Source organism: Streptomyces sp. GQ60, assembly GCF_059758875.1.
In genome coordinates, this window is sequence record NZ_JCAXEG010000002.1 from 220,670 (window position 1) to 239,230 (window position 18,561).

Consider the following 18,561-nt stretch of genomic DNA (forward strand, 5'->3'; position numbering starts at 1 on the left):
CACGGCGTTGCCGAAGCACGCCGAATCCGGTCGGCTGCGTTCAATCTAGACCACCGGGCTTACCCCCGGGGAGAGTTGGAGGAATCGGTCGGTACGGGCGTTCGAGCATGCATACTTCCGGGGTGACCAGCATCGTGATCCCGGCCCACAACGAGGGCCGGGTCATCGGCCGGCTCCTCGACGCGCTCCTGTCCGAGGCCCCGGCAGCGGGACCCGACATCGTCGTCGTGTGCAACGGCTGTACGGACGACACCGCCGCGGTGGCCGCCGCCCGAGGGCCCCGCGTCCGGGTGGTGGAGATCCCGACTCCGTCCAAACACCGGGCACTTCGGGTGGGCGACGAGCACGCCCGCGGCTTCCCGCGCCTCTACGTGGACGCCGACGTCGTGGTCGGCGCCGCCGATGTACGCGCCCTTGCCGACGCCCTCACCACCAGCCCGGCCCTCCTGGCCGCGGCCCCCGGCCGGGACATTCCGCTGACCGGCTGCGCCTGGCCGGTCCGGGCCTACTACCGGGTCTGGCAACTGCTGCCGGCCGTCCGCGAGGGGCTGTTCGGGCGAGGGGTCATCGCGGTGTCCGAACCGGGGCACACCCGGCTCGCCGCCCTGCCGCCCCTGATGGCCGACGACCTGGCCGCCTCCCTGGCCTTCGCGCCGGGAGAACGCCGGGTGGTGGAGTCGGCCAGGGTCGTGGTCCTCCCGCCGCGCACCTGGGGCGACCTGATCAAACGCCGGGTGCGGGCGGCGACTTCCTCCGCCGAGCTGGAGCGGTTCCAGGCCGCGCGGGCTTCCGGACCCGCGGAGCCCCAACCGTCCGCGCGCACCGGTACGGGAGACCTGCGCGCCCTGCTCCGGGCCCAGCCGCGGCTGCTCCCCGGGGTGGTGGTGTTCGTCGTGGCGGCCCTCGCGGCCCGCCGGGGAGCCCGCAAGGCCGTCCGTGCCGGGGACTTCTCCACCTGGCTGCGCGACGAGAGCAGCCGACAGGGCTGAGCGGCCGACGTCGGAGCCGTTGAATCCCGCCGTACGCAACCCAGTTGGCCCGTACAACCATTAGGGTGCCATTCGCACGTACGACTGGCTCACCGCATAGACGCCGGACCGGGAGTTCGACAGCATGTACCTCGCGGACCGCTCCGCGCCCTCGGACGCGAAGACCGCCGCCGACGGATCCCCCGTCCGTGGCCCCGCGGTCGCCCCGGCCGTCCTCGCGCTGGGCTCGGTCAGCCTGATCACCGACGTCTCCTCCGAGATGGTCACCGCCGTCCTGCCGCTCTACCTCGTCGCCGGACTGGGCCTGAGCCCGCTCGGCTTCGGCGCCCTCGACGGCCTGTACAACGGGGTCAGCGCCCTGGTGCAGCTGACCGGCGGCCACCTCGCCGACCGGATCCGCAACCACAAGCTGATCGCCGGCATCGGCTACGGACTGTCCGCGGCGTGCAAGCCCCTACTGCTGCTCGCCCACAGCCTCGGCCCGGTGGCGCTGATCCTCGCCCTGGAACGCACCGGCAAGGGACTGCGCACCGCCCCGCGCGACGCGCTCATCTCCCTGTCCACACCGCCCGAGTTACAGGGTCGGGCCTTCGGCGTGCACCGCGCCATGGACACCACCGGAGCCCTGCTCGGGCCCCTCGCCGCGTTCTTCATCCTGAGCGTGACGGTCGACGGGTACGACGCCGTCTTCGGGGTCAGCGCCTGCGTCGCCGCACTGGGCGTCGTGGTGCTCCTGCTGTTCGTCCCGTCCGGCGCGGAGCCGGGACCCGTACGACCGAAGCCCGGCGCTCCCCCGGCCCCGGTACCGGCCCCGGTACCGGCCCCGCGGAAGCCTGCCTCCGCCGAGGCCGCTCCCCCCGAGTCCGCCTCCCGGAAACCCGACTCGGTGAACCTGCGCGACGCGCTGGGCCTGCTGCGGCTGCCCCGGCTGCGCGCCCTCGCGGGCTGCGCCGCCCTGCTCGGACTCACCACCGTCAGCGACGCCTTCCTCTACCTGCTGCTCCAGGACCGCACCGGCATCGGCGAGCGGTGGTTCCCGCTCCTCCCCCTGGGCACCGCGGCCGTGTTCCTGCTGCTGGCCGTGCCGGCCGGAGCCCTCGCGGACCGCATCGGACGCCGCACCGTGTTCCTCACCGGTCACGCCCTCCTGCTGGCCGGCTACGGGCTGCTCCTGTGGGCCCCCGGCCTGCCCGCAATCCCCTACCTGGTCCTCGCCCTGCACGGCATGTTCTACGCCGCCACCGACGGAGTGCTTCCCGCCGCCGTCGCCGCGACCGTACCCGCGAAGCTGCGGGCCACCGGCATCGCGCTCGTCGGCACCGGCCAGGCCCTGTCCCGCTTCGGCTGCTCGCTGGCCTTCGGCGCCGCGTGGACGGTCCTGGGCTCGGGCCCGGCGCTCGCCGCCGCCGCGGCCGGACTGTGCTGCTGCGCCGTCGTCGCCGGTTTCGTACTCCGCCCCACGGCCCCGGACGGCGCCACCGCCCGGGCCCCGCACCCCCGCCGCCCCCGACGCCCCCGAGGAACCCGATGACGCGCTCACGCCGGCTGCTCGTACTCGCCCTGGCCGTGCTGCTCCTCGGAGGCGTGGCCGGCGTGCTGGTGGTGCGCGCCGCCGCCCGCTCCGAGCAGACCCGCGCGGGCGACCCGACGGCCGCCGCGGGCAAGGTCACGCTCGACCGGCGCGGCGGTCTGGCCTTCCTCAACGGCGTGCGGGGCCCGCACCGCGGAGCCGTCGTCTCCGTACCGGACCGCTCACCGCGGGACGAGCGGACGGCCTCGGGCCTCACCTGCCTGCGGTTCCACGCCTCGGCAGGCACCGGCGTGTGCCTGAGCTCCTCACCGGGCGCGCTCGCCCAGGACAACCGGGCGGTGGTCGTCGACTCCGAGTTGCGCACGCTGCGCGAGTTCCCGCTCGCGGGCACCCCCTCGCGGGCCCGGGTCTCGCCCACCGGCCGCTTCGCCGCCTGGACCGTCTTCGTGGCCGGGGAGTCCTACGGCTCCGCGTTCTTCTCCACCCGCACCTCGATCGTGGACACCCGTACGGGGGCGCTCGAGCCGGACCTGGAGAAGTTCGCCATCGAGCTGGACGGCCGCCCCTACAGTGCGAGCGACGCCAACTTCTGGGGCGTCACCTTCTCCAAGGACGACGACACCTTCTACGCCACGCTCGGCACGGACAACCAGACCTACCTGGTGAGGGGGTCGATCGCGCGGCGCAGCGTCACCACCCTCGCCTCCAACGTCGAGTGCCCGTCCCTGTCCCCCGACGAGACCCGGGTCGCGTACAAGAAGCGGGTGCAGCGCGGTGCGTCCCTGTGGCGCGAACACGTGCTGGATCTACGGACGTTGCGGGAGCAGCCGCTGGCGGAGAAGCGCAGCGTGGACGATCAGGCGCTCTGGCTCGACGACCGCACCCTCACCTACGCACTGCCCGCCGAGGGCTCCGTGGACACCACCGACCTCTGGACGGTCCCGGCGGACGGCACCGGAGCCCCCCGCGTCCTGGCGCCGGCCGCCTCTTCGCCCACCCGGTTGGGCTGACCGGCCGGGCTGCGCTGACCGGGCTGACCGGGCGGGCTGACGCCTCCCGCCCGCGCCGCGCGCTTCATCCCGCCGGCCCGGTAGGCGTACCCCCGGGGCCCGCAGAATCGTTGGGGCGGGCATGGGCACTCCACACGCCGTCTCCCCGTCCCCGGCCCGGCACCGGGCACCCGAGCGCGCCCCCGCCACGATGGCACGGGGCATCCCCCGGCAGCAGTCGGGCAGCGCGGCCCCGTCGGGCGGGGCGGTCGTCTTCGAGCAGCTCGCCCGGGAGTGGGAGGCCCGCGGGGCCACCGTCCCGGGCCGTCCCGACCCGCTGTGGGAGCGGCTGATCACCTACGCGCACTTCCAGCGCGAGACGGACGCCACCCTGCGCAGCCTGCGCCTAGACGGAGCCGAACCCCCGCCGGCCCCCGCCCCGGCCAGCCCGCGCTGGACCCGGGCCTGAGCCGGGACGGTACGGAAAAGCCCAGGGCCCGGGTCGGTTGCTGCCGACCGGGGCCCTGGGCTCCGTAAGCGTTGTTCCTGCGGTCCCGCTACACGCCCGAGGGGGCGCCCAGCATGGCGGACGCCTTCTGGAGCGGGGTCAGGCCGGCGGCGGGCGCCGGGACCGTTTCGAGCGGGCGACAGGTGAAGCCCAGTGCCGTCAGGGCCCTGATCACCTCGGCGGCCGTGAAGTCGCGTCGGTCCTGGCGGGTGATGACGGCGCCCACCTGCTTCACGGGGTAGGAGCGACGTCCTATGACCACCGAGTCAGCGGTGATCGGTTCGGGCTTGACGCCCTTCATCGATTCCAGGACCCCGGCCTTGGTCAGGTCGAACGGAAAGCGGGCGATGACGAAGCGCATGCTGCCTCACAGGTAGAAGAGAACCGTCCGTGCCCGGACCGACAGGGTCCGGGCGGGGCTACCTAAGCCGCCGTGGTGGCCGGGGACTGGCGCTGCGGCCCCCGGGCGGTCGCGGCGGTCCTGCTGCGCCGGTCCTGTGCGGGCCGGCTGCGACGGCCACGGGAGGCACCGCCGGTGCCGCCCCTGGGCCGCTCGGTGACGGGGGCCGTGATGACGACCGGGACGCCGGACGGCGCCTGGGCTCCGGTGATCCGGCTCAGCTCGGCCTCGCCGGAGCGGACCTGAGCGGTCTGCGGGGTGATGCCCGCGGCCTGCATGAGGCGGACCATGTCCCGGCGCTGGTTGGGCAGGACCAGGGTGACGACGCTGCCGGACTCACCCGCACGGGCGGTACGGCCGCCGCGGTGCAGGTAGTCCTTGGGGTCGGTCGGCGGGTCCACGTTGACGACGAGGTCCAGGTTGTCGACGTGGATGCCACGGGCCGCCACGTTCGTGGCCACGAGCACGCTGACGTGCCCGCTCTTGAACTGCGTGAGGGTACGGGTGCGCTGGGGCTGCGACTTTCCGCCGTGCAGCGCCGCGGCGCGGACGCCGCTGCTCAGCAGGTGCTCGGTCAGCCTGTCCACGCCGTGCTTGGTGTCCAGGAACATGATCACGCGGCCCTCACGGGCGGCGATCTCGGTCGTGGCGGCCTGCTTGTCGAAGTTCTGGACGTGCAGGACGTGGTGTTCCATCGTGGTCACCGCGCCCTGGGAGGGGTCGACGGAGTGCACGACCGGGTCCGTCAGGTAGCGGCGGACCAGCAGGTCGACGTTGCGGTCCAGGGTGGCGGAGAACAGCATCCGCTGGCCCTCCGGCCGCACCTGGTCCAGCAGGGCGGTGACCTGGGGCATGAACCCCATGTCGGCCATCTGGTCCGCCTCGTCCAGGACCGTGATCCCGACCTGGTTCAGCCGGCAGTCACCCCGCTGGATGAGGTCCTTCAGCCGGCCCGGGGTGGCGACGACCACTTCGGCTCCGGCGCGCAGCGCACCGGCCTGCCGGTGGATGGGCATGCCGCCGACGACGGTGGCGATCCTCAGCTTCACCGCGCGGGCATAGGGCGTGAGGGCGGCCGTGACCTGCTGGGCGAGCTCACGCGTGGGAACGAGGACCAGCGCGAGCGGCTGGCCCGGCTCGGCCTGCTGGCCGGCGGTACGGGCCAGCAGCGCGAGGCCGAAGGCCAGGGTCTTGCCGGAGCCGGTACGGCCGCGTCCCAGTACGTCCCGGCCCGCGAGGCCGTTGGGCAGCGTGGCCGCCTGGATCGGGAACGGGGTGGTCATGCCCTCACGGGTGAGCGTGGTGAGGAGCTGGGGGGGCATGGCCAGGTCGGCGAAGGCCTCGACCGCGGGCAGCGCGGGGACCACGGTGACCGGCAGGGCGAACTCGCCCTGCGGTGCGGCGGGACGGCGCCCGTAGCCGCCGCCACCCGAGCGCTTGGGGCCACCGGAGCGGCTGGGGGCCGAGGAGCCGAAGCGGCTGCCCGAACGGCTGCCGGCGGAGGAACCGCCGTAGGAGCCGTAAGAGCTGTTGGATCCACCCGTACGGGAGGACGAAGACCGGTCATTCATGCGGGTCGTGCGGTTCATGCAGAACCTTCCTCGATACGGCGCACATCGAGGAGTTCTCGGCAGCGGAAAACTGGCCGCACGAGGATTCGCAAGAATGAGCCGGAGCATAAAAAGATATGACGAAGTCGAATCGAACGGAACGTCGATCGACCGGTCACATAAGGATTATCACCCTATGTGTCGGCGAAATATGCGCCGACTGCGGGTGGGGAGCCGAGGAGTGTGTCCATCGGCCGAACGGTGGGGCGCTGGGACGGGTTTCCCCGTCGCGCCGCTCACGCGGGCCGAGACGGCCCGCGGATACAAAAACGCAACGAACTGGGGCCCGCACCCCAAGGTGCGGGCCCCAGCTACGCGGTTACGCGTGAACGTCAGGCGGTGACGATGTTCTCGGCGGTCGGGCCCTTCTGGCCCTGCGCGATGTCAAAGCTGACCTTCTGGCCTTCCTGAAGCTCGCGGAAGCCCTGCGAGGCAATGTTCGAGTAGTGCGCGAACACGTCAGGACCGCCACCCTCCTGCTCGATGAAGCCGAAGCCCTTTTCCGCGTTGAACCACTTCACGGTGCCATTAGCCATGTTTATATCTCCTTCGGGGCACAGCCCCCAGAGATCCGCACTGTGCGAACCTCAAGTCGCCGATGATTGCCCAGCCCGGAAAACGCCGGAAAAACAAGTAACACTCACCCTGCTCCTACGAGAGGAGTGGGCAGAGGTGCTCGAAATTTTGGGAACCACAACTGCAACTCAAACCACAGTAGCACGCCGGGGTCGGATCGGCGTGGAAATAGAATCCGCTCCTTCGGCCGGTCCGGAAATCCTCGTTCGCCCGTGCGGCATTATCTGTCCCGGTGGGCATGGATTTTCGACGGTGGTCGGAGGCGGGCCCGGGATCCCGTACAGTCATGTTCACAACGACGCGGGGTGGAGCAGCTCGGTAGCTCGCTGGGCTCATAACCCAGAGGTCGCAGGTTCAAATCCTGTCCCCGCTACCACAGGTTCGGCCCCCTTGACGCCCAGGCGTCAAGGGGGCCGAAGTCGTTTCCGGCCCGTGCCGGAGCAGGTTCCGGCGGCGGGTCAGGCGGAGACGCCGCCGTCGATCACCAGGTCGGTGCCGACCACGGAACCGGCGTCCGGCGAGGCCAGGTAGAGCACGGCCGCAGCGACCTCGGCGGTGGAGGACACCCGGCCCAGCGGAGATTCGCCCTTCATCCTGGCCGCTCGCTCGGCGTCCCCCTCCCCCGGCCACAGCGACATCGCGGTGGCGGTCGGGCCGGGGCTGACCGCGTTGATGCGGACCCCGTCGGCGATGTGGTCCAGGGCGGCGGCCCGGGTCAGGGCGGAGACGGCCGCCTTGGTGGTGAGGTAGCCGGCGAGCCCCGGGAAGCGGGCGTGCGCGCCGAGGTTCGAGGAGATGTTGACGATCGTCCCGCCGGCGGGCTGGTCGCGCATGGCGGCGACCTCGGCCTGGAGGCTGAGCAGGACCCCGGTGACATTGATGTCCAGCATGCCGCGCCAGTCCTCCTCCGGGAGGTCCGAGACGGGACCGACGCCCCGGAGGACGCCCGCGTTGTTGACCGCGACGTCGAGCCTGCCGAAGTGGTCGACGGTGCTGCGCACCATGGCCCGTACGTCCTCGGAGCGGCTCACGTCCGCCGTCACCGCGACGGCCCTGCCGCCCTCCTTCTCGATCAGCTCGACCGTCGCGTCGAGCGGCGCCGCGGTGCGGCCGGCCACGGCCACCGCGGCCCCTTCGGCGGCGAAGGCGAGGGCGATGGCCCGGCCGATGCCGGAACCGGCACCTGTGACGAGGACGTTCTTGCCGGTGAAACGTGCGGACATGATGGTGATTCCTCTGCTCGGTCGTCTGGTGCCGGGCTGTGGGCTGCCCGGTCGTCGGTCGGGTGGTCGCCGATTGGGTGGTCGTAAGTTGGGCGGTTGCCGGTCGGCCGGTAGCCGGTCGGGCGGCTACTTGACGCGGGTGTTGAGGAAGGCCGCCGCGGCGAAGGCCACCGCCGTGGCGGCGAGTGAGACCGTGTCGGAGCCCAGGGAGAGCACTGCGGCGAAGACGACCGTCGGGCCGAGCTCCATCGCGGTGTTCATGACCCCGCCGGCGAGTCCCGCCTGGTGCGGCGCCACCCCGTCGGTGGCGAGGACCGCGGCCCCGGCGAAGGCGGCCGCCGCACCCGCCGGCAGCAGGAGCAGGCCGGGCAGGAGGCCGTAGGCGTACGGGATCTGCGCGGCCAGGCCGGTGAGGGCGAGGAGCGCGAGTCCGGCCGCCGCGACCACGAGGCCGGCACTGGTGACGCGGGGCGCCCCGTACCGGGCCACGAGGGGGCCCGCCACCCGGCCGGCGACGAGCAGCGCCACCGCGAAGGGAAGGAACGCGGCGGAGGTCCGCAGCGCCGACCAGCCGAGTCCCTGCTGGAGGTGGAGGGAGAGGAGGATGAAGGTCAGGGCCGTGCCGGCGGCGGTGAGGCCGATGGCCGCGAGGGCCAGGGCGCGGCGCCGGTCCCGGAGGAACCCGAGCGGGAGCAGGGGGTCGCGGACCCGGCGTTCGACGAGCGGGAAGGCCACCAGGAGCGCGGCCGCGGTGAGCAGGGGGACCAGGACGCTCGTCGATCCCCAGGACTGGACGTCGGTGAGGACGAAGCCGTAGCTGGCGAGGCTGATTCCGACGGTGGCCAGCAGGGCGCCCGGCAGGTCCAGGGAGCGGCCCTCGCCCGCCGGGGTGGCGGGCAGCAGCCGGGGGGCCAGGAGCAGTGCGGCGCCGGCCACCGCGACCGGGACGGCGAAGGTCAGCCGCCAGGTGGCCAGGGCCGAGATGACCCCCGAGAGCAGGTTCCCGGCGGTCGCGCCGAGCACCGACAGTCCGCCCCAGGTGGCCATCGCCCGTCCGAACGCGGCGGGTTCGGGGAAGACCTCCCGCAGGACTCCCATGGCGGCGGGTGCGGTGAGCGCGGCCCCCACCCCTTGGGCGAAGCGGGCGGCGAGCAGGGTCCCGGATCCCTGGGCGAACGGTGCCGCGAGGGAGGCCGCGGCGAGGAGGAGGAGTCCGGCGGTGAGCACCCGGCGCCCACCGAACCGGTCGGTGAGTCGGCCCCCGAAGAGCAGCAGACCGGCGAAGCTCAGCCCGTAGGCGGCGCTGAGGAGCATCAAGTCATCGCGGCCCAGGGTGAATTCGCGGCCGATCGCGGGCAGCGGCACGACGAGCGAGATGAGCGCGAAGATCAGCGTCATCTGCACGGTGCCGAGCAGTGCGAAGGCCGGTCCGGGCGCCGGACGGGCCGCCCTGGTTCCGGACGCGGTGCGCGCCTTCGTGGTGTGTGCGGTCTGCGTGACGGTCATTTCTCCCCCTTGAACTGGATCGTACATTCCAGAATGAACCCTGAAAAGAACCTCCCCGAAGGGAGGCGCCGTTCACCATGCAGTCGTGCGGTCCTCAGTCATGCCGCCCCCGGACCGCTCAGTCGAGCAGGGTCAGGGCCTGCTCCGCCGCGTCCCGCACCCGGGCCGGGTCCTGCGAGGCCTTGCCCACGACGCGCATGCCCTGCATCAGGACCAGCAGCATCCTGGCGAGCGTGCGCGGATCGCGGTCCGCGGGCAGTTCGCCCTGGGCCTGGGCCCTGGTCAGCGCCGAGTAGAGCAGGGTCTCGATGCGGCTCCAGCTCACCTCGACCTTGTGGGCCGCTGCCGGGTCGTGCGCACCGAGTTCCGCGGCCGTGTTGGTCACGAAGCAGCCGTTCAGCCGCAGGTCACCGTCGCCCGACTCGGCGGCGAAGCGGCGTACCACCGTCCGCACGGCCGGCAGTGCGGGCCCCGGCTGGGACAGCTCGCACAGGAGGCCCGGGTCGCGGTACTCGCCGTAGCGGTCCAGCGCCTTCAGGTAGAGCTCGCGCTTGTTCCCGAAGGTGGCGTACAGGCTGGCCCGCCCGATGCCGAGGTGCTCGACGAGGTCCGCCATCGAGGTCGCCTCGTAGCCGCGCCGCCAGAACAGCTCCAGAGCCGACTGCAGCGCGGCGTCCGGATCGAATTCCTTGGTCCTGGCCACATCCCGCACTCTACGAGATATTGGAACGGTCAGTCAAGTAAGCCGGACGGGGCGTTCAGATCGCGCGGGTCTCCCCCGCAGGGTGGGCGCTCAGCTCGACCACCTCGACGCAGCGCCGGAGCTTGGCCTGGGCGCGGGGCGAGTCGGTGACGGAGACCACGATCGCGCACACCGCGAGCCCGCCGTCGGTGGCGGCCCTGAAGGACAGCGTCCTGACGGACAGGTTGTTGAGGACCGCGGAAATGCGGGTGAGGGCGTGGCCGCCGTCCCGGACGGTGACGGTCAGGGTGTGGCATGCGGTGTCGCCGGTGCGCACGGCGTCGTCGACGGCGGGGAGAACATCGCTGCGGGTCATGAGGGGTGGGCTCCTGTCCTGGGGCGGAGTGCGTGGTCCCGGAAAACAAGAAGACCTCTCGCGGATGCGAGAGGTCTGCGTGCGGGCGGTGGGCTGCTGGGGTGGTCTCAGTTCAGCTCCGGGCCGGCACGCCGGCGCTAATCTTCTGCTGGCGCATGCGGCAGAGTCTGGCATGCCGCCGCCGACATGTGACATCACATCTCACGATGCGGATGCCCCCGCCGCGACCCGCCTTCACCATCCCCCCGGCCCGCCACCCGCCCAATGGCGCACCCGGGTCGCGACCCGCCGTGGGGGGTGGTGGCCTGGGTGGGTGACCGTACGGCCGACCGGGGCCGTGCGGGCCCGGGCGAGGAGAGACATCGTGGCCAAGGCCTATCTGGTGGGTGCCGGCATCGCTTCCCTGTCGGCGGCGGCGCTGCTGATCAGGGAGGGCGGGTTCACGGGCTCGGACATCACGATCCTGGAGGCCCAGAGCCGCACCGGCGGAAGCCTGGACGCGGCCGGTGACCCCGAGAACGGGTACACCATGCGCGGCGGCCGGATGTTCGAGCTGCACTTCGAGTGCACCTACGACCTGCTGCGCTCCATCCCCTCCCTGGACGCGCCGGGCACCTCGGCCACCGAGGACACCTTCGCCTTCCACGAGGACTTCGCCTGGAACGACAAGGCCCGCCTGGTCGACTCCTCCGGCCTGCGGGTCGACACCCGCTCGATGGGGTTCTCCGAGCGCGACCGCCTGGACCTCGTCGCGTGCGTAGCCTCGCCCGAGTCCCGGCTCGACGGCAAGCGCATCTCCGACTGCTTCACCCCGGAGTTCTTCACCACCAACTTCTGGTACATGTGGTGCACGACCTTCGCCTTCGAGCCCTGGCACTCGGCGATCGAGTTCCGGCGCTACCTCAACCGGTTCGTGCACCTCTTCAAGACCTTCGACACCATGTCGGGCATCTACCGCACCCGCTTCAACCAGTACGACTCGATCGTGCGCCCGCTCCAGAGCTGGCTGCGGAGCAACGGCGTCGCGTTCTCGATGAACACCACCGTGACCGACGTCGAGCTGGCCGACGGCGAGGGCACCACCGTCACCGCCCTCGCCGGTACGCGGGAGGGCTCGGCCCTGCGGATCCCGGTCGCCGCCGAGGACCTGGTGTTCGTCACCAACGGATCGATGACCGCGAACTCGACCCTGGGATCCACCGACACCCCCGCCGTCCTGGACACCTCCGCGCCGGACGCCTCGTGGCGGCTGTGGCAGACCCTGGCGGCCAAGCGCCCCCATCTGGGCGACCCTTCGGTGTTCGACTCCTCCGTCTCGGACTCCACCTGGGGCTCCTTCACCGTCACCACTCAGGACCCCACCTTCTTCAAGGCCATGGAGGAGTTCTCCGGCAGCGAGGCCGGCAAGGGCGGCCTGATCACCTTCAAGGACTCGGGCTGGCTGCTGACCATCGTCCTCAACCACCAGCCGCACTTCCACGAGCAGCCCGAGGGCACCTACGTCTGGTGGGGGTACGCCCTGTTCCCGGACAAGGCCGGCGACCACGTGGGCAAGACCATGGCCGAGTGCACGGGCCGCGAGATCCTCACCGAGGTGCTCGGACACCTGCGCCTCGCGCAGAGCGAGCAGATCCTCGAGTCCTCGGTCGTCGTTCCGGCCCTGATGCCCTACATCACCAGCCAGTTCCTGGTGCGCAAGGTCGGCGACCGGCCCGAGGTCGTCCCGGAGGGCTCCACCAACCTGGCCTTCATCGGCCAGTACGCCGAGGTCCCCGACGACGTGGTGTTCACCGTCGAGTACTCGGTGCGCACCGCGTGGACCGCCGTGGCCCGGCTGCTGCGTCTGGACCGGCAGCCGCCGCCGGTCTACAAGGGCGGCCACGACCCCAGGGTGCTGCTCGAAGCCCTGCACACGATGCACCGCCGCTGAGGCTGCGCGGTCGCGCCCGTCCCACCGCCCGGCCCCCGCCCCGGCCCGGCGGCCGGGCGGCGACACGGCGGGCGCGACCGGGTACCGTACGCCCCTCGACGACAGAGAGGTGCGGCCATCGTGACCCGAATCCCGGACGTGGGCGATGTGGTGGGCGATTTCTCGCTCCCCGGCGGCCTGCTCAGCGAGGACGTGTTCGTACACGGGGAGTACGCGCTCGGCGAGCAGCGCGGGAACCCGGTCGTTCTCGCCTTCTACCCCGGCGACAACACCCCGGTCTGCACGACGCAGTTGTGCTCCTACTCCGACGGGCTGGAGGCACTCTCCGCGTGCGGCGCCCAGGTGTGGGGCATCAGTCCGCAGGGCGTCGACAGCCACGAGGCCTTCGCCCGGGCCCGCGGCCTGCGGATGCCGTTGCTCGCCGACACCGACCGCGCCGTGGCCCGCGCCTTCGGCATCGCCGCTCCCGTGATCGGCCTGCGGCGGTCCGTCTTCGTCATCGCGCCGGACGGCACCCTGCACTGGAAGCACGTCGGGGCCCTGGGCCTGAGGTTCCCCTCCGCGGACATCATCGCGGAGCAGCTCGTCGGCGTCGCCACCGGCTGACGCTCCGGGTCCCCCGCCCGTCCGGCGGGGCCGGGCGGGCGGGTACCGCGGAGCACGTGCTCAGTTGTTGGAACCCACCGTGTTGTTGAGGCCCGCGTTGAACACGTCGTCGGCGGCGAACTGGAGCCAGTCGCCGAAGACGATGGTGTACGACTTCTCGGCCGGGGCGTTGACGGTCACATCGGCGGCGGCGGCGGAGGCGCAGCCGAGGACGATGACACCGGCGGCGACCACGGAGCGGACGGAACGCATGGATCCACCTTTCGAAGGGGCTGTGGGCGCCCTCGAACCTAAGGAGGAGCCGTCCTCCTGTCCCGTCACACCGCCGGGCAGGGCCGAGAGCCAGCCGATCGGCCGAACCGGCCGAACGTGGACGGGGAAGGTGCTGGGCGGCCTCGGCCCAGGGGTTGGCCGAGGCCGCAGAGGCGCTGCGGGATCCGAAAGCCGGACGGGACACCTGGCGTCACGTGAGGAGGAGAAACGTCACGCCGGTGTCTGTTCTAGGACGGTGTGGGGACACCTTCCTTGGCATCTTGACGGATGACCGCGCCGCCATCAGTAAACATATATACCGTTGAGTAAGCAAGGGTATGAAAATATTCATGTTTCGGGGTGGCGTGAATATGACGCCTCACGCCACTTCGTCACCCCTCCGGTCGACCCCTCGCGGGACGCGTCGCGAACCCCTGGCCGAGCCCTAGAGGAAGAAGCCGTGCTGGTCCGCGGCCTGCTCGTAGCTTTCGAGCCGTGCCTGCGTCCGCTCGGGGTCCGCGTCGGCCATCGCCTGGAGCACCGCCGCCGACAGGACGCCCGGCGCCGCGTAGGAGTCGAAAACCAGCCGCGAACCGGTGCCGGCCGTGAGAGCCACATCGGCCTCGTCCACCAGCGGCCCCAGCGTTCGGTCCGTGATCAGTGCGATCCGCAGCCCCGCACCGCGGGCCACCCGCAGCGCCGCCAGCGTCTCCTTGGCGTGCCGGGGCATCGCGAAGGCCAGGACCCAGCTGCCGCCCGCGGCCCGTGCCTGCAGCAGCGCGTCGGAGGCGACACTGCCGCCGCCGGTCACCAGGCGCACGTCGGGGTGGATCCGGCGGGCCGCGTACGCGAAGTACTCCGCCAGCGAGACGGAGATCCGCAGCCCCAGGACCGTCAGGGGCACCGACCGGGCCAGCTCCCGTCCGATGTCGAGCACCTGGTCGGTGTCGGCGAGGAGCTGCCGGACGGTGCGCAGGTTCTCGATCTCGGCGTCGACGGCCGCCTGCAGTTCGTTGCGCCGGGTCTGTTCGGGACTTTCCGGGGCGCCGGCCACCGCGCTGAGCGCGATCGGCTGGAGCACGTCGCGCAGGGCCGGGTAGCCGCTGAAGCCGAGGGCGGAGGCGAAGCGGGTCACGGAGGGCTGGCTCACGCCCGCCCGTTCCGCGAGCTCGGTGATCGAGAGGAACGCCGCCTCGGTGAGGTGGTCGACGAGGTACTGGGCGATCCGGCGCTGGCCCGGCGAGAGCGGGTGCCCGTCGAACAGCGCCCGGACCCGGTCGGCCGGAGCCCGCTCGTGGTCGACCGCCTGCCCGCTCGGCGTGATCGCTGCCGCCTGTGCGCGCGCCTGCTGCCCCGATGACACCGGCGGTCCTCCCTCTCGTGCCACTCCGTGATCCCAACATAGCTCACGGCATCCGGCTGACCAGCGCGCTTCCCCCTGCAGCCGGCCGCAGCGAGGGGCTCGACGGGCATGGGTGCGCGCCTGTTCCGTCCCACCCACGCCAGGTGACGGTACGTCAGCAGTGCTGTACGGGCTCCCCCGTTGCGATCCGGTGCGGGGCCCGGCCGTCGAGGAGGAGCGCCGCGAGGGCCCGCAAGGGCTGGCTCAGCGGAACGAACGCGCCGCCGCCGACGGGTACCGCCCGTACGCCGTGCAGGGCGAGACGGCTGCCGGTCGCGGCATACTGGGCCGGGGTCAGCCGGTAGCCGCAGGGCGGGTCGGTGAGGATCGCGTCCCCGGGCGCGGGGGCGTTGTCCGCGCCGCCCAGCGGGATGGGGCCCACCGCGCTCCCCGCCGCCCGGCGAGCCGTCTCCGAGGCGGCCGCCAGGGGGCTCGTACGCGTGGAGACGTAGGCGAACAGACCACGCAGGGCCGCTAGTTGAGAGGCAACTCGGCGGCGGTGGTTGAGGGAGGGGTCGGCCCGCTCAGCCTCCCCGGCCGCGCCCGCCGGTGCTTCGATACGGCTTTCGATCAGGAGCGCGACCGCGTGCTTGACGCCCGCCGTGTTGCGCAGGATCCGCTCCTGGCCGTCACCCGCGGACTGGCCGACGGGCGCACCGGTCACCGGGTCGGTGCGGATGCCGTAGGTCCCGGTGGAGTGGCCGGCCGCGTGCGCCGCCCCGCGTACGTACGCGGCGGACAGGACGCGGGACTGGGCGTACACCGCCGGGTCGGTGTTGAGGTTGCGCGGCCAGAGGTCGAAGAGGTCCTTGTCGTACGTCCCCGGCGTCGCCCGGTACTCGTGCAGGTCGTACACGAGGTGCGGCCGACGGTCGCGCAGCACGGCGGCCACGGCCCGCGCCTCGGCCGAGGTCAGGGCCATGTGGTCGCGGTTGATGTCGGTGCCCTCGGCGTTGGAGCGGGTCCCGGCCGCCCGCCCGTCCGGGTTGGCGGTCGGGAGCACGAGCAGGGTGACGGACTCCAGGAGGTGCAGGGCCGCCGGGTCCCGGGCGTGGGCGAGGTCCCGCACGGTGCTCAGGCACGCCTCGCGCCCCGCCGGTTCGTCGCCGTGCTGGCCGCACACCAGCAGCACGGTGGCGGGGCCCCGGCCCAGGCTCACCAGGCGCAGCGGGCGGCCCCGCACGGTCGTGCCGATCGTCTGGACGGTGGCGCGCTCGCGGCCGACCTCGTGGAGGAGGTCCCGCTCCTGGGACTCACTGGTCCAGTGCGCTCCGTACGCGGCCTCGAAGCCGGTACGGGGGACCCCGTCGGCCGCGCGCGCCGGAGCGGCGGCCAGGGATACGCAGGACAGGAAGGCGGCGAGCAGGGGGGCGGCGAGCAGCGCCGGCACGGTCGTGGCGAGGGCGGACGGACGGCGCGCCGTCATCTTCTTGGTCACGCCCCCGGTTGTAGCGGGCGCCGGCCGGGGGCGGCAGCGCTCCGCCCCGGAACTCACCCGGGTGGCCCGGAGGGTTCCTCCGGTACGGGGCCGGCCGCCGGTCGCGGCCCGGGCCGCTCCGGTCGCCGCGGGCCCGGCCTGATCCGGCAGAGACGACCGGCCCTACCCCTGTTCGTCCAGGCCCTCCGGCAGGCGGCCGGTGTGGAGCACCCCCAGGGTCTGGGTCGCGCGGGTCAGGGCTACGTAGAGGTCGCTGGGTTCGTGGTCCGCCGGTTCCACGACGATCACCGTGTCGAACTCCAGACCCTTGGCCTGCCGCGGCGCGAGCAGGACCACCGGCCGGGTGAGGTCGGGCTCCTCCCCCGCCCGTACGCCGGGCAGCGCGGCGGCCAGCGCCTCGTGCAGCGGGCGCGGGGCGATCACCGCGAGGCGGCCCCCGGCCGGCGCGCCCTCCCGTACCGCGTCGGCCACCGCCGCGGCCAGGTCGTCGGTCCGCGCCACCCAGGGCCGCCGCCCCGTGGAGCGGACCGAGCTCGGCGGTTCGAAGCCCGGGTGGCGGGCCCGGAGCACGGCTGCCGCCAGGTCCATGATCTCGGCGGGCGTCCGGTAGTTGACGACGAGGCGCACGAGCTCCCAGCGGTCTTCCACGTAGGGGGCCAGGATCTGCCGCCAGGAACCGCAGCCGGCCTCGTCGCCGGTCTGGGCGGGATCGCCCACCAGTGTCATGGAACGGGTCGGGCAGCGCCTCATGAGCAGGCGCCAGGCCATGGCGGACAGCTCCTGCGCCTCGTCCACGATGACGTGCCCGAAGGCCCAGGTCCGGTCGGCGGCGGCCCGTTCGGCCGCGCTGCGGTGGTCGGCCTCCTCCTGGCGCTCCGCCATCCGCTCGGCGTCGATGATGTCGTGGGCCGCGAGGAACTCGTTCTCCGTGTCCTCGAACTCGTACGACTCCGACCCGGCGGACAGGTCCAGGACGCCCTGCGCGTACGCGACGCGTTCGAGGCGCTCACGCTCCTCGGCGGCGCGCCGCGCGGTGTCGTCGACTCCGAGCAGTTCGGCGGCCTCGTCGAGCAGCGGGACGTCGGCCGGGGTCCAGTCCGCGTCGCCCGTCGTCGCACGCCGGATCAGCCCGGCCTCCCGCTCGGGGAGGTACGTGGGCTCCGCGAGGTAGTCGGAGATCAGCTGCCGCGGGGTGAGCGGGGGCCACAGCGCGTCGATGGCGGCGTGCACTTCGGCACTGGTCGCGATCTCCTTGCCCAACTGGGCGATGTCGTCGGGCCCGAGCAAGTTGGGGCCGCCGTAGGGATCGGCGCCGAGCCGGTCCGTGAGCTGCTCGGTGAGCGCGTCGATGATCCGGAAGGCGAAGTAGGGGCGCGCCAGGTTGTGCGGCAGTCCGGTGGCGCGGGCCCGGTCCCGGGCCTCGTGGGCCATGGTCCGGTCGAGCAGCAGCGTCCCGTAGTCGTCGTGGTCGATCTCCAGGGCCGGTTCGGGGACCACGTCGGCGTCCTCGCCGCTGCCCGCGGGCACGGTCTCCGGCAGGGCCTGCCGGTCGCTCACGACGCGGGCGAGGATCCCGGCCATCTCAGCGCGTCCCTTGACGGCGGCGGCGCCGGGGCGGTCGGCGGCGCTCGCGCGCACGCCGGGGAACAGCTCGCCCGGGGTGGCGAGCAGCACCCCGGTCTCGCCGAGGGCCGGGAGGACCTCGCCGATGTAGCCGAGGAAGGCCGGGTTCGGCCCGACGATCAGTACGCCGCGCTTGGCGAGCAGTTCGCGGTGCGCGTAGAGCAGGTAGGCCGCCCGGTGCAGGGCCACCGCGGTCTTGCCGGTGCCCGGGCCGCCCTCCACGACCAAGATCCCCCGGTGGGTGGAGCGGATGATGCGGTCCTGCTCGGCCTGGATGGTCTGCACGATGTCGTGCATCCGGCCGGTCCGGGCGGCGTCGAGCGCGGAGAGCAGCACCGCGTCCGCGTCGGCCCCCTCGTGACCGGTGCGCTCGGTGTCGGCGAGGTCGAGGATCTCGTCGTGCAGGGCCGTGACCTCGCGGCCGCGGGTGGTGATGTGACGGCGTCGGCGCAGCCCCATGGGGGAATATCCGGTCGCGAGGTAGAACGGCCGTGCGACATCGGCCCGCCAATCGAGTACGAGAGGGGTGCGCTCCCCGTCGTCCTGCCTGATTCCAATGCGGCCGATGTGGTGGTCCGAGCCGTCGGAGAACTCCAGCCGGCCGAAACACAGGCCGCTTTCGCCCGAGTTCAGAGCGGAAAGCAGACCGGACTGTTCAGCGACCACGACATCCCGCTCCAGCCGGGCCTGGAACCCGCTGCCGGCCTCGCCGAGCGCGCCCTGGACGGCGCGTTCGGCCTGCTCCCGCAGGTCGTCGAGGCGCGCATAGAGATCCGTGATGAATTGCTGCTCATTCCGGAATTCTTCGGTTGACAATTCCACTCCTGACGCGGTACGGTGTCCCCATAAGCTTTTTCACGTCTTAGCTCTACCTCGATGTGAAACATCAAATATACGCAGACAAACACCCCGGCCGTCAA

17 protein-coding genes and 1 tRNA gene are annotated in these 18,561 nt (G+C 72.4%); 7 read left to right on the forward strand and 11 right to left on the reverse strand.

Annotated elements, in window-relative coordinates; all coding sequences use genetic code 11:
• Window positions 1-122: 122 nt before the first annotated feature.
• The 4 genes from AC6CKD_RS06050 to AC6CKD_RS06065 all read left to right on the forward strand — a co-directional run bounded on the left by AC6CKD_RS06050 (window position 123) and on the right by AC6CKD_RS06065 (window position 3,978).
• Window positions 123-989: a glycosyltransferase family 2 protein gene (locus AC6CKD_RS06050; RefSeq protein WP_498325676.1), complete on the forward strand. Its 867-nt coding sequence runs from the start codon at window positions 123-125 to the stop codon at window positions 987-989.
• 124 nt (window positions 990-1,113) lie between these two features.
• Entirely contained in the window at window positions 1,114-2,520 is a 1,407-nt protein-coding gene (locus AC6CKD_RS06055; RefSeq protein ID WP_498325677.1) for an MFS transporter, read from the forward strand.
• Complete coding sequence (locus AC6CKD_RS06060) at window positions 2,517-3,530, forward strand: TolB-like translocation protein (protein ID WP_498325678.1); 1,014 nt, start codon at window positions 2,517-2,519, stop codon at window positions 3,528-3,530. The genes AC6CKD_RS06055 and AC6CKD_RS06060 overlap by 4 nt, the downstream gene beginning before the upstream one ends.
• A 121-nt stretch (window positions 3,531-3,651) precedes the next feature.
• On the forward strand, window positions 3,652-3,978 hold the full coding sequence (locus AC6CKD_RS06065) for a hypothetical protein (protein ID WP_498325679.1): 327 nt from the start codon (window positions 3,652-3,654) through the stop codon (window positions 3,976-3,978).
• A gap of 88 nt (window positions 3,979-4,066) precedes the next feature.
• On the opposite strand, the gene AC6CKD_RS06070 is transcribed toward AC6CKD_RS06065, so the two are convergent.
• The 3 genes from AC6CKD_RS06070 to AC6CKD_RS06080 form a co-directional block, all read right to left on the reverse strand.
• Window positions 4,067-4,378, reverse strand: a complete 312-nt coding sequence (locus AC6CKD_RS06070) for an SCO5918 family protein (protein ID WP_498325681.1) — start codon at window positions 4,376-4,378, stop codon at window positions 4,067-4,069.
• A gap of 62 nt (window positions 4,379-4,440) precedes the next feature.
• Window positions 4,441-6,006: a DEAD/DEAH box helicase gene (locus AC6CKD_RS06075; protein WP_498325683.1), complete on the reverse strand. Its 1,566-nt coding sequence runs from the start codon at window positions 6,004-6,006 to the stop codon at window positions 4,441-4,443.
• Window positions 6,007-6,359: 353 nt separating this feature from the next.
• Window positions 6,360-6,563: a cold-shock protein gene (locus tag AC6CKD_RS06080; protein ID WP_053678014.1), complete on the reverse strand. Its 204-nt coding sequence runs from the start codon at window positions 6,561-6,563 to the stop codon at window positions 6,360-6,362.
• A 339-nt stretch (window positions 6,564-6,902) separates the two neighbouring features.
• On the opposite strand from AC6CKD_RS06080, the gene AC6CKD_RS06085 reads away from it, so the two are divergent.
• Window positions 6,903-6,979 (forward strand) — tRNA-Met (locus AC6CKD_RS06085).
• Between the two features lie 82 nt (window positions 6,980-7,061).
• Here AC6CKD_RS06085 and AC6CKD_RS06090 read toward each other — a convergent pair.
• The 4 genes from AC6CKD_RS06090 to AC6CKD_RS06105 form a co-directional block, all read right to left on the reverse strand.
• Complete coding sequence (locus tag AC6CKD_RS06090) at window positions 7,062-7,826, reverse strand: SDR family NAD(P)-dependent oxidoreductase (RefSeq protein WP_498325684.1); 765 nt, start codon at window positions 7,824-7,826, stop codon at window positions 7,062-7,064.
• A 126-nt stretch (window positions 7,827-7,952) separates the two neighbouring features.
• Window positions 7,953-9,332 carry an MFS transporter gene (locus AC6CKD_RS06095; RefSeq protein ID WP_498325685.1) on the reverse strand — a complete coding sequence of 460 codons (1,380 nt, stop codon included), beginning with the start codon at window positions 9,330-9,332 and terminating at the stop codon, window positions 7,953-7,955.
• A 118-nt stretch (window positions 9,333-9,450) separates the two neighbouring features.
• Complete coding sequence (locus AC6CKD_RS06100; RefSeq protein ID WP_498325686.1) at window positions 9,451-10,035, reverse strand: TetR/AcrR family transcriptional regulator; 585 nt, start codon at window positions 10,033-10,035, stop codon at window positions 9,451-9,453.
• Window positions 10,036-10,090: 55 nt separating this feature from the next.
• Complete coding sequence (locus AC6CKD_RS06105) at window positions 10,091-10,390, reverse strand: hypothetical protein (protein WP_498325687.1); 300 nt, start codon at window positions 10,388-10,390, stop codon at window positions 10,091-10,093.
• A 364-nt stretch (window positions 10,391-10,754) separates the two neighbouring features.
• Here AC6CKD_RS06105 and AC6CKD_RS06110 point away from each other — a divergent pair, with 364 nt between their 5' ends.
• The gene (locus AC6CKD_RS06110) at window positions 10,755-12,320 is read left to right on the forward strand and encodes an oleate hydratase (protein ID WP_498325688.1); all 1,566 of its coding nucleotides are present in this window, start codon (window positions 10,755-10,757) and stop codon (window positions 12,318-12,320) included.
• Between the two features lie 120 nt (window positions 12,321-12,440).
• Window positions 12,441-12,926: a peroxiredoxin gene (locus AC6CKD_RS06115; RefSeq protein WP_498325689.1), complete on the forward strand. Its 486-nt coding sequence runs from the start codon at window positions 12,441-12,443 to the stop codon at window positions 12,924-12,926.
• A 60-nt stretch (window positions 12,927-12,986) separates the two neighbouring features.
• Here the strand turns inward: AC6CKD_RS06115 and AC6CKD_RS06120 are convergent, their stop codons facing one another.
• The 4 genes from AC6CKD_RS06120 to AC6CKD_RS06135 form a co-directional block, all read right to left on the reverse strand.
• Window positions 12,987-13,178 carry a hypothetical protein gene (locus AC6CKD_RS06120; RefSeq protein WP_498325690.1) on the reverse strand — a complete coding sequence of 64 codons (192 nt, stop codon included), beginning with the start codon at window positions 13,176-13,178 and terminating at the stop codon, window positions 12,987-12,989.
• Between the two features lie 445 nt (window positions 13,179-13,623).
• On the reverse strand, window positions 13,624-14,541 hold the full coding sequence (locus tag AC6CKD_RS06125) for a MurR/RpiR family transcriptional regulator (protein WP_498325691.1): 918 nt from the start codon (window positions 14,539-14,541) through the stop codon (window positions 13,624-13,626).
• A gap of 154 nt (window positions 14,542-14,695) precedes the next feature.
• Window positions 14,696-16,006, reverse strand: a complete 1,311-nt coding sequence (locus AC6CKD_RS06130) for a M14 family metallopeptidase (protein WP_498326264.1) — start codon at window positions 16,004-16,006, stop codon at window positions 14,696-14,698.
• Between the two features lie 174 nt (window positions 16,007-16,180).
• Window positions 16,181-18,457 carry a HelD family protein gene (locus AC6CKD_RS06135; RefSeq protein ID WP_498325693.1) on the reverse strand — a complete coding sequence of 759 codons (2,277 nt, stop codon included), beginning with the start codon at window positions 18,455-18,457 and terminating at the stop codon, window positions 16,181-16,183.
• Window positions 18,458-18,561: the final 104 nt, after the last annotated feature.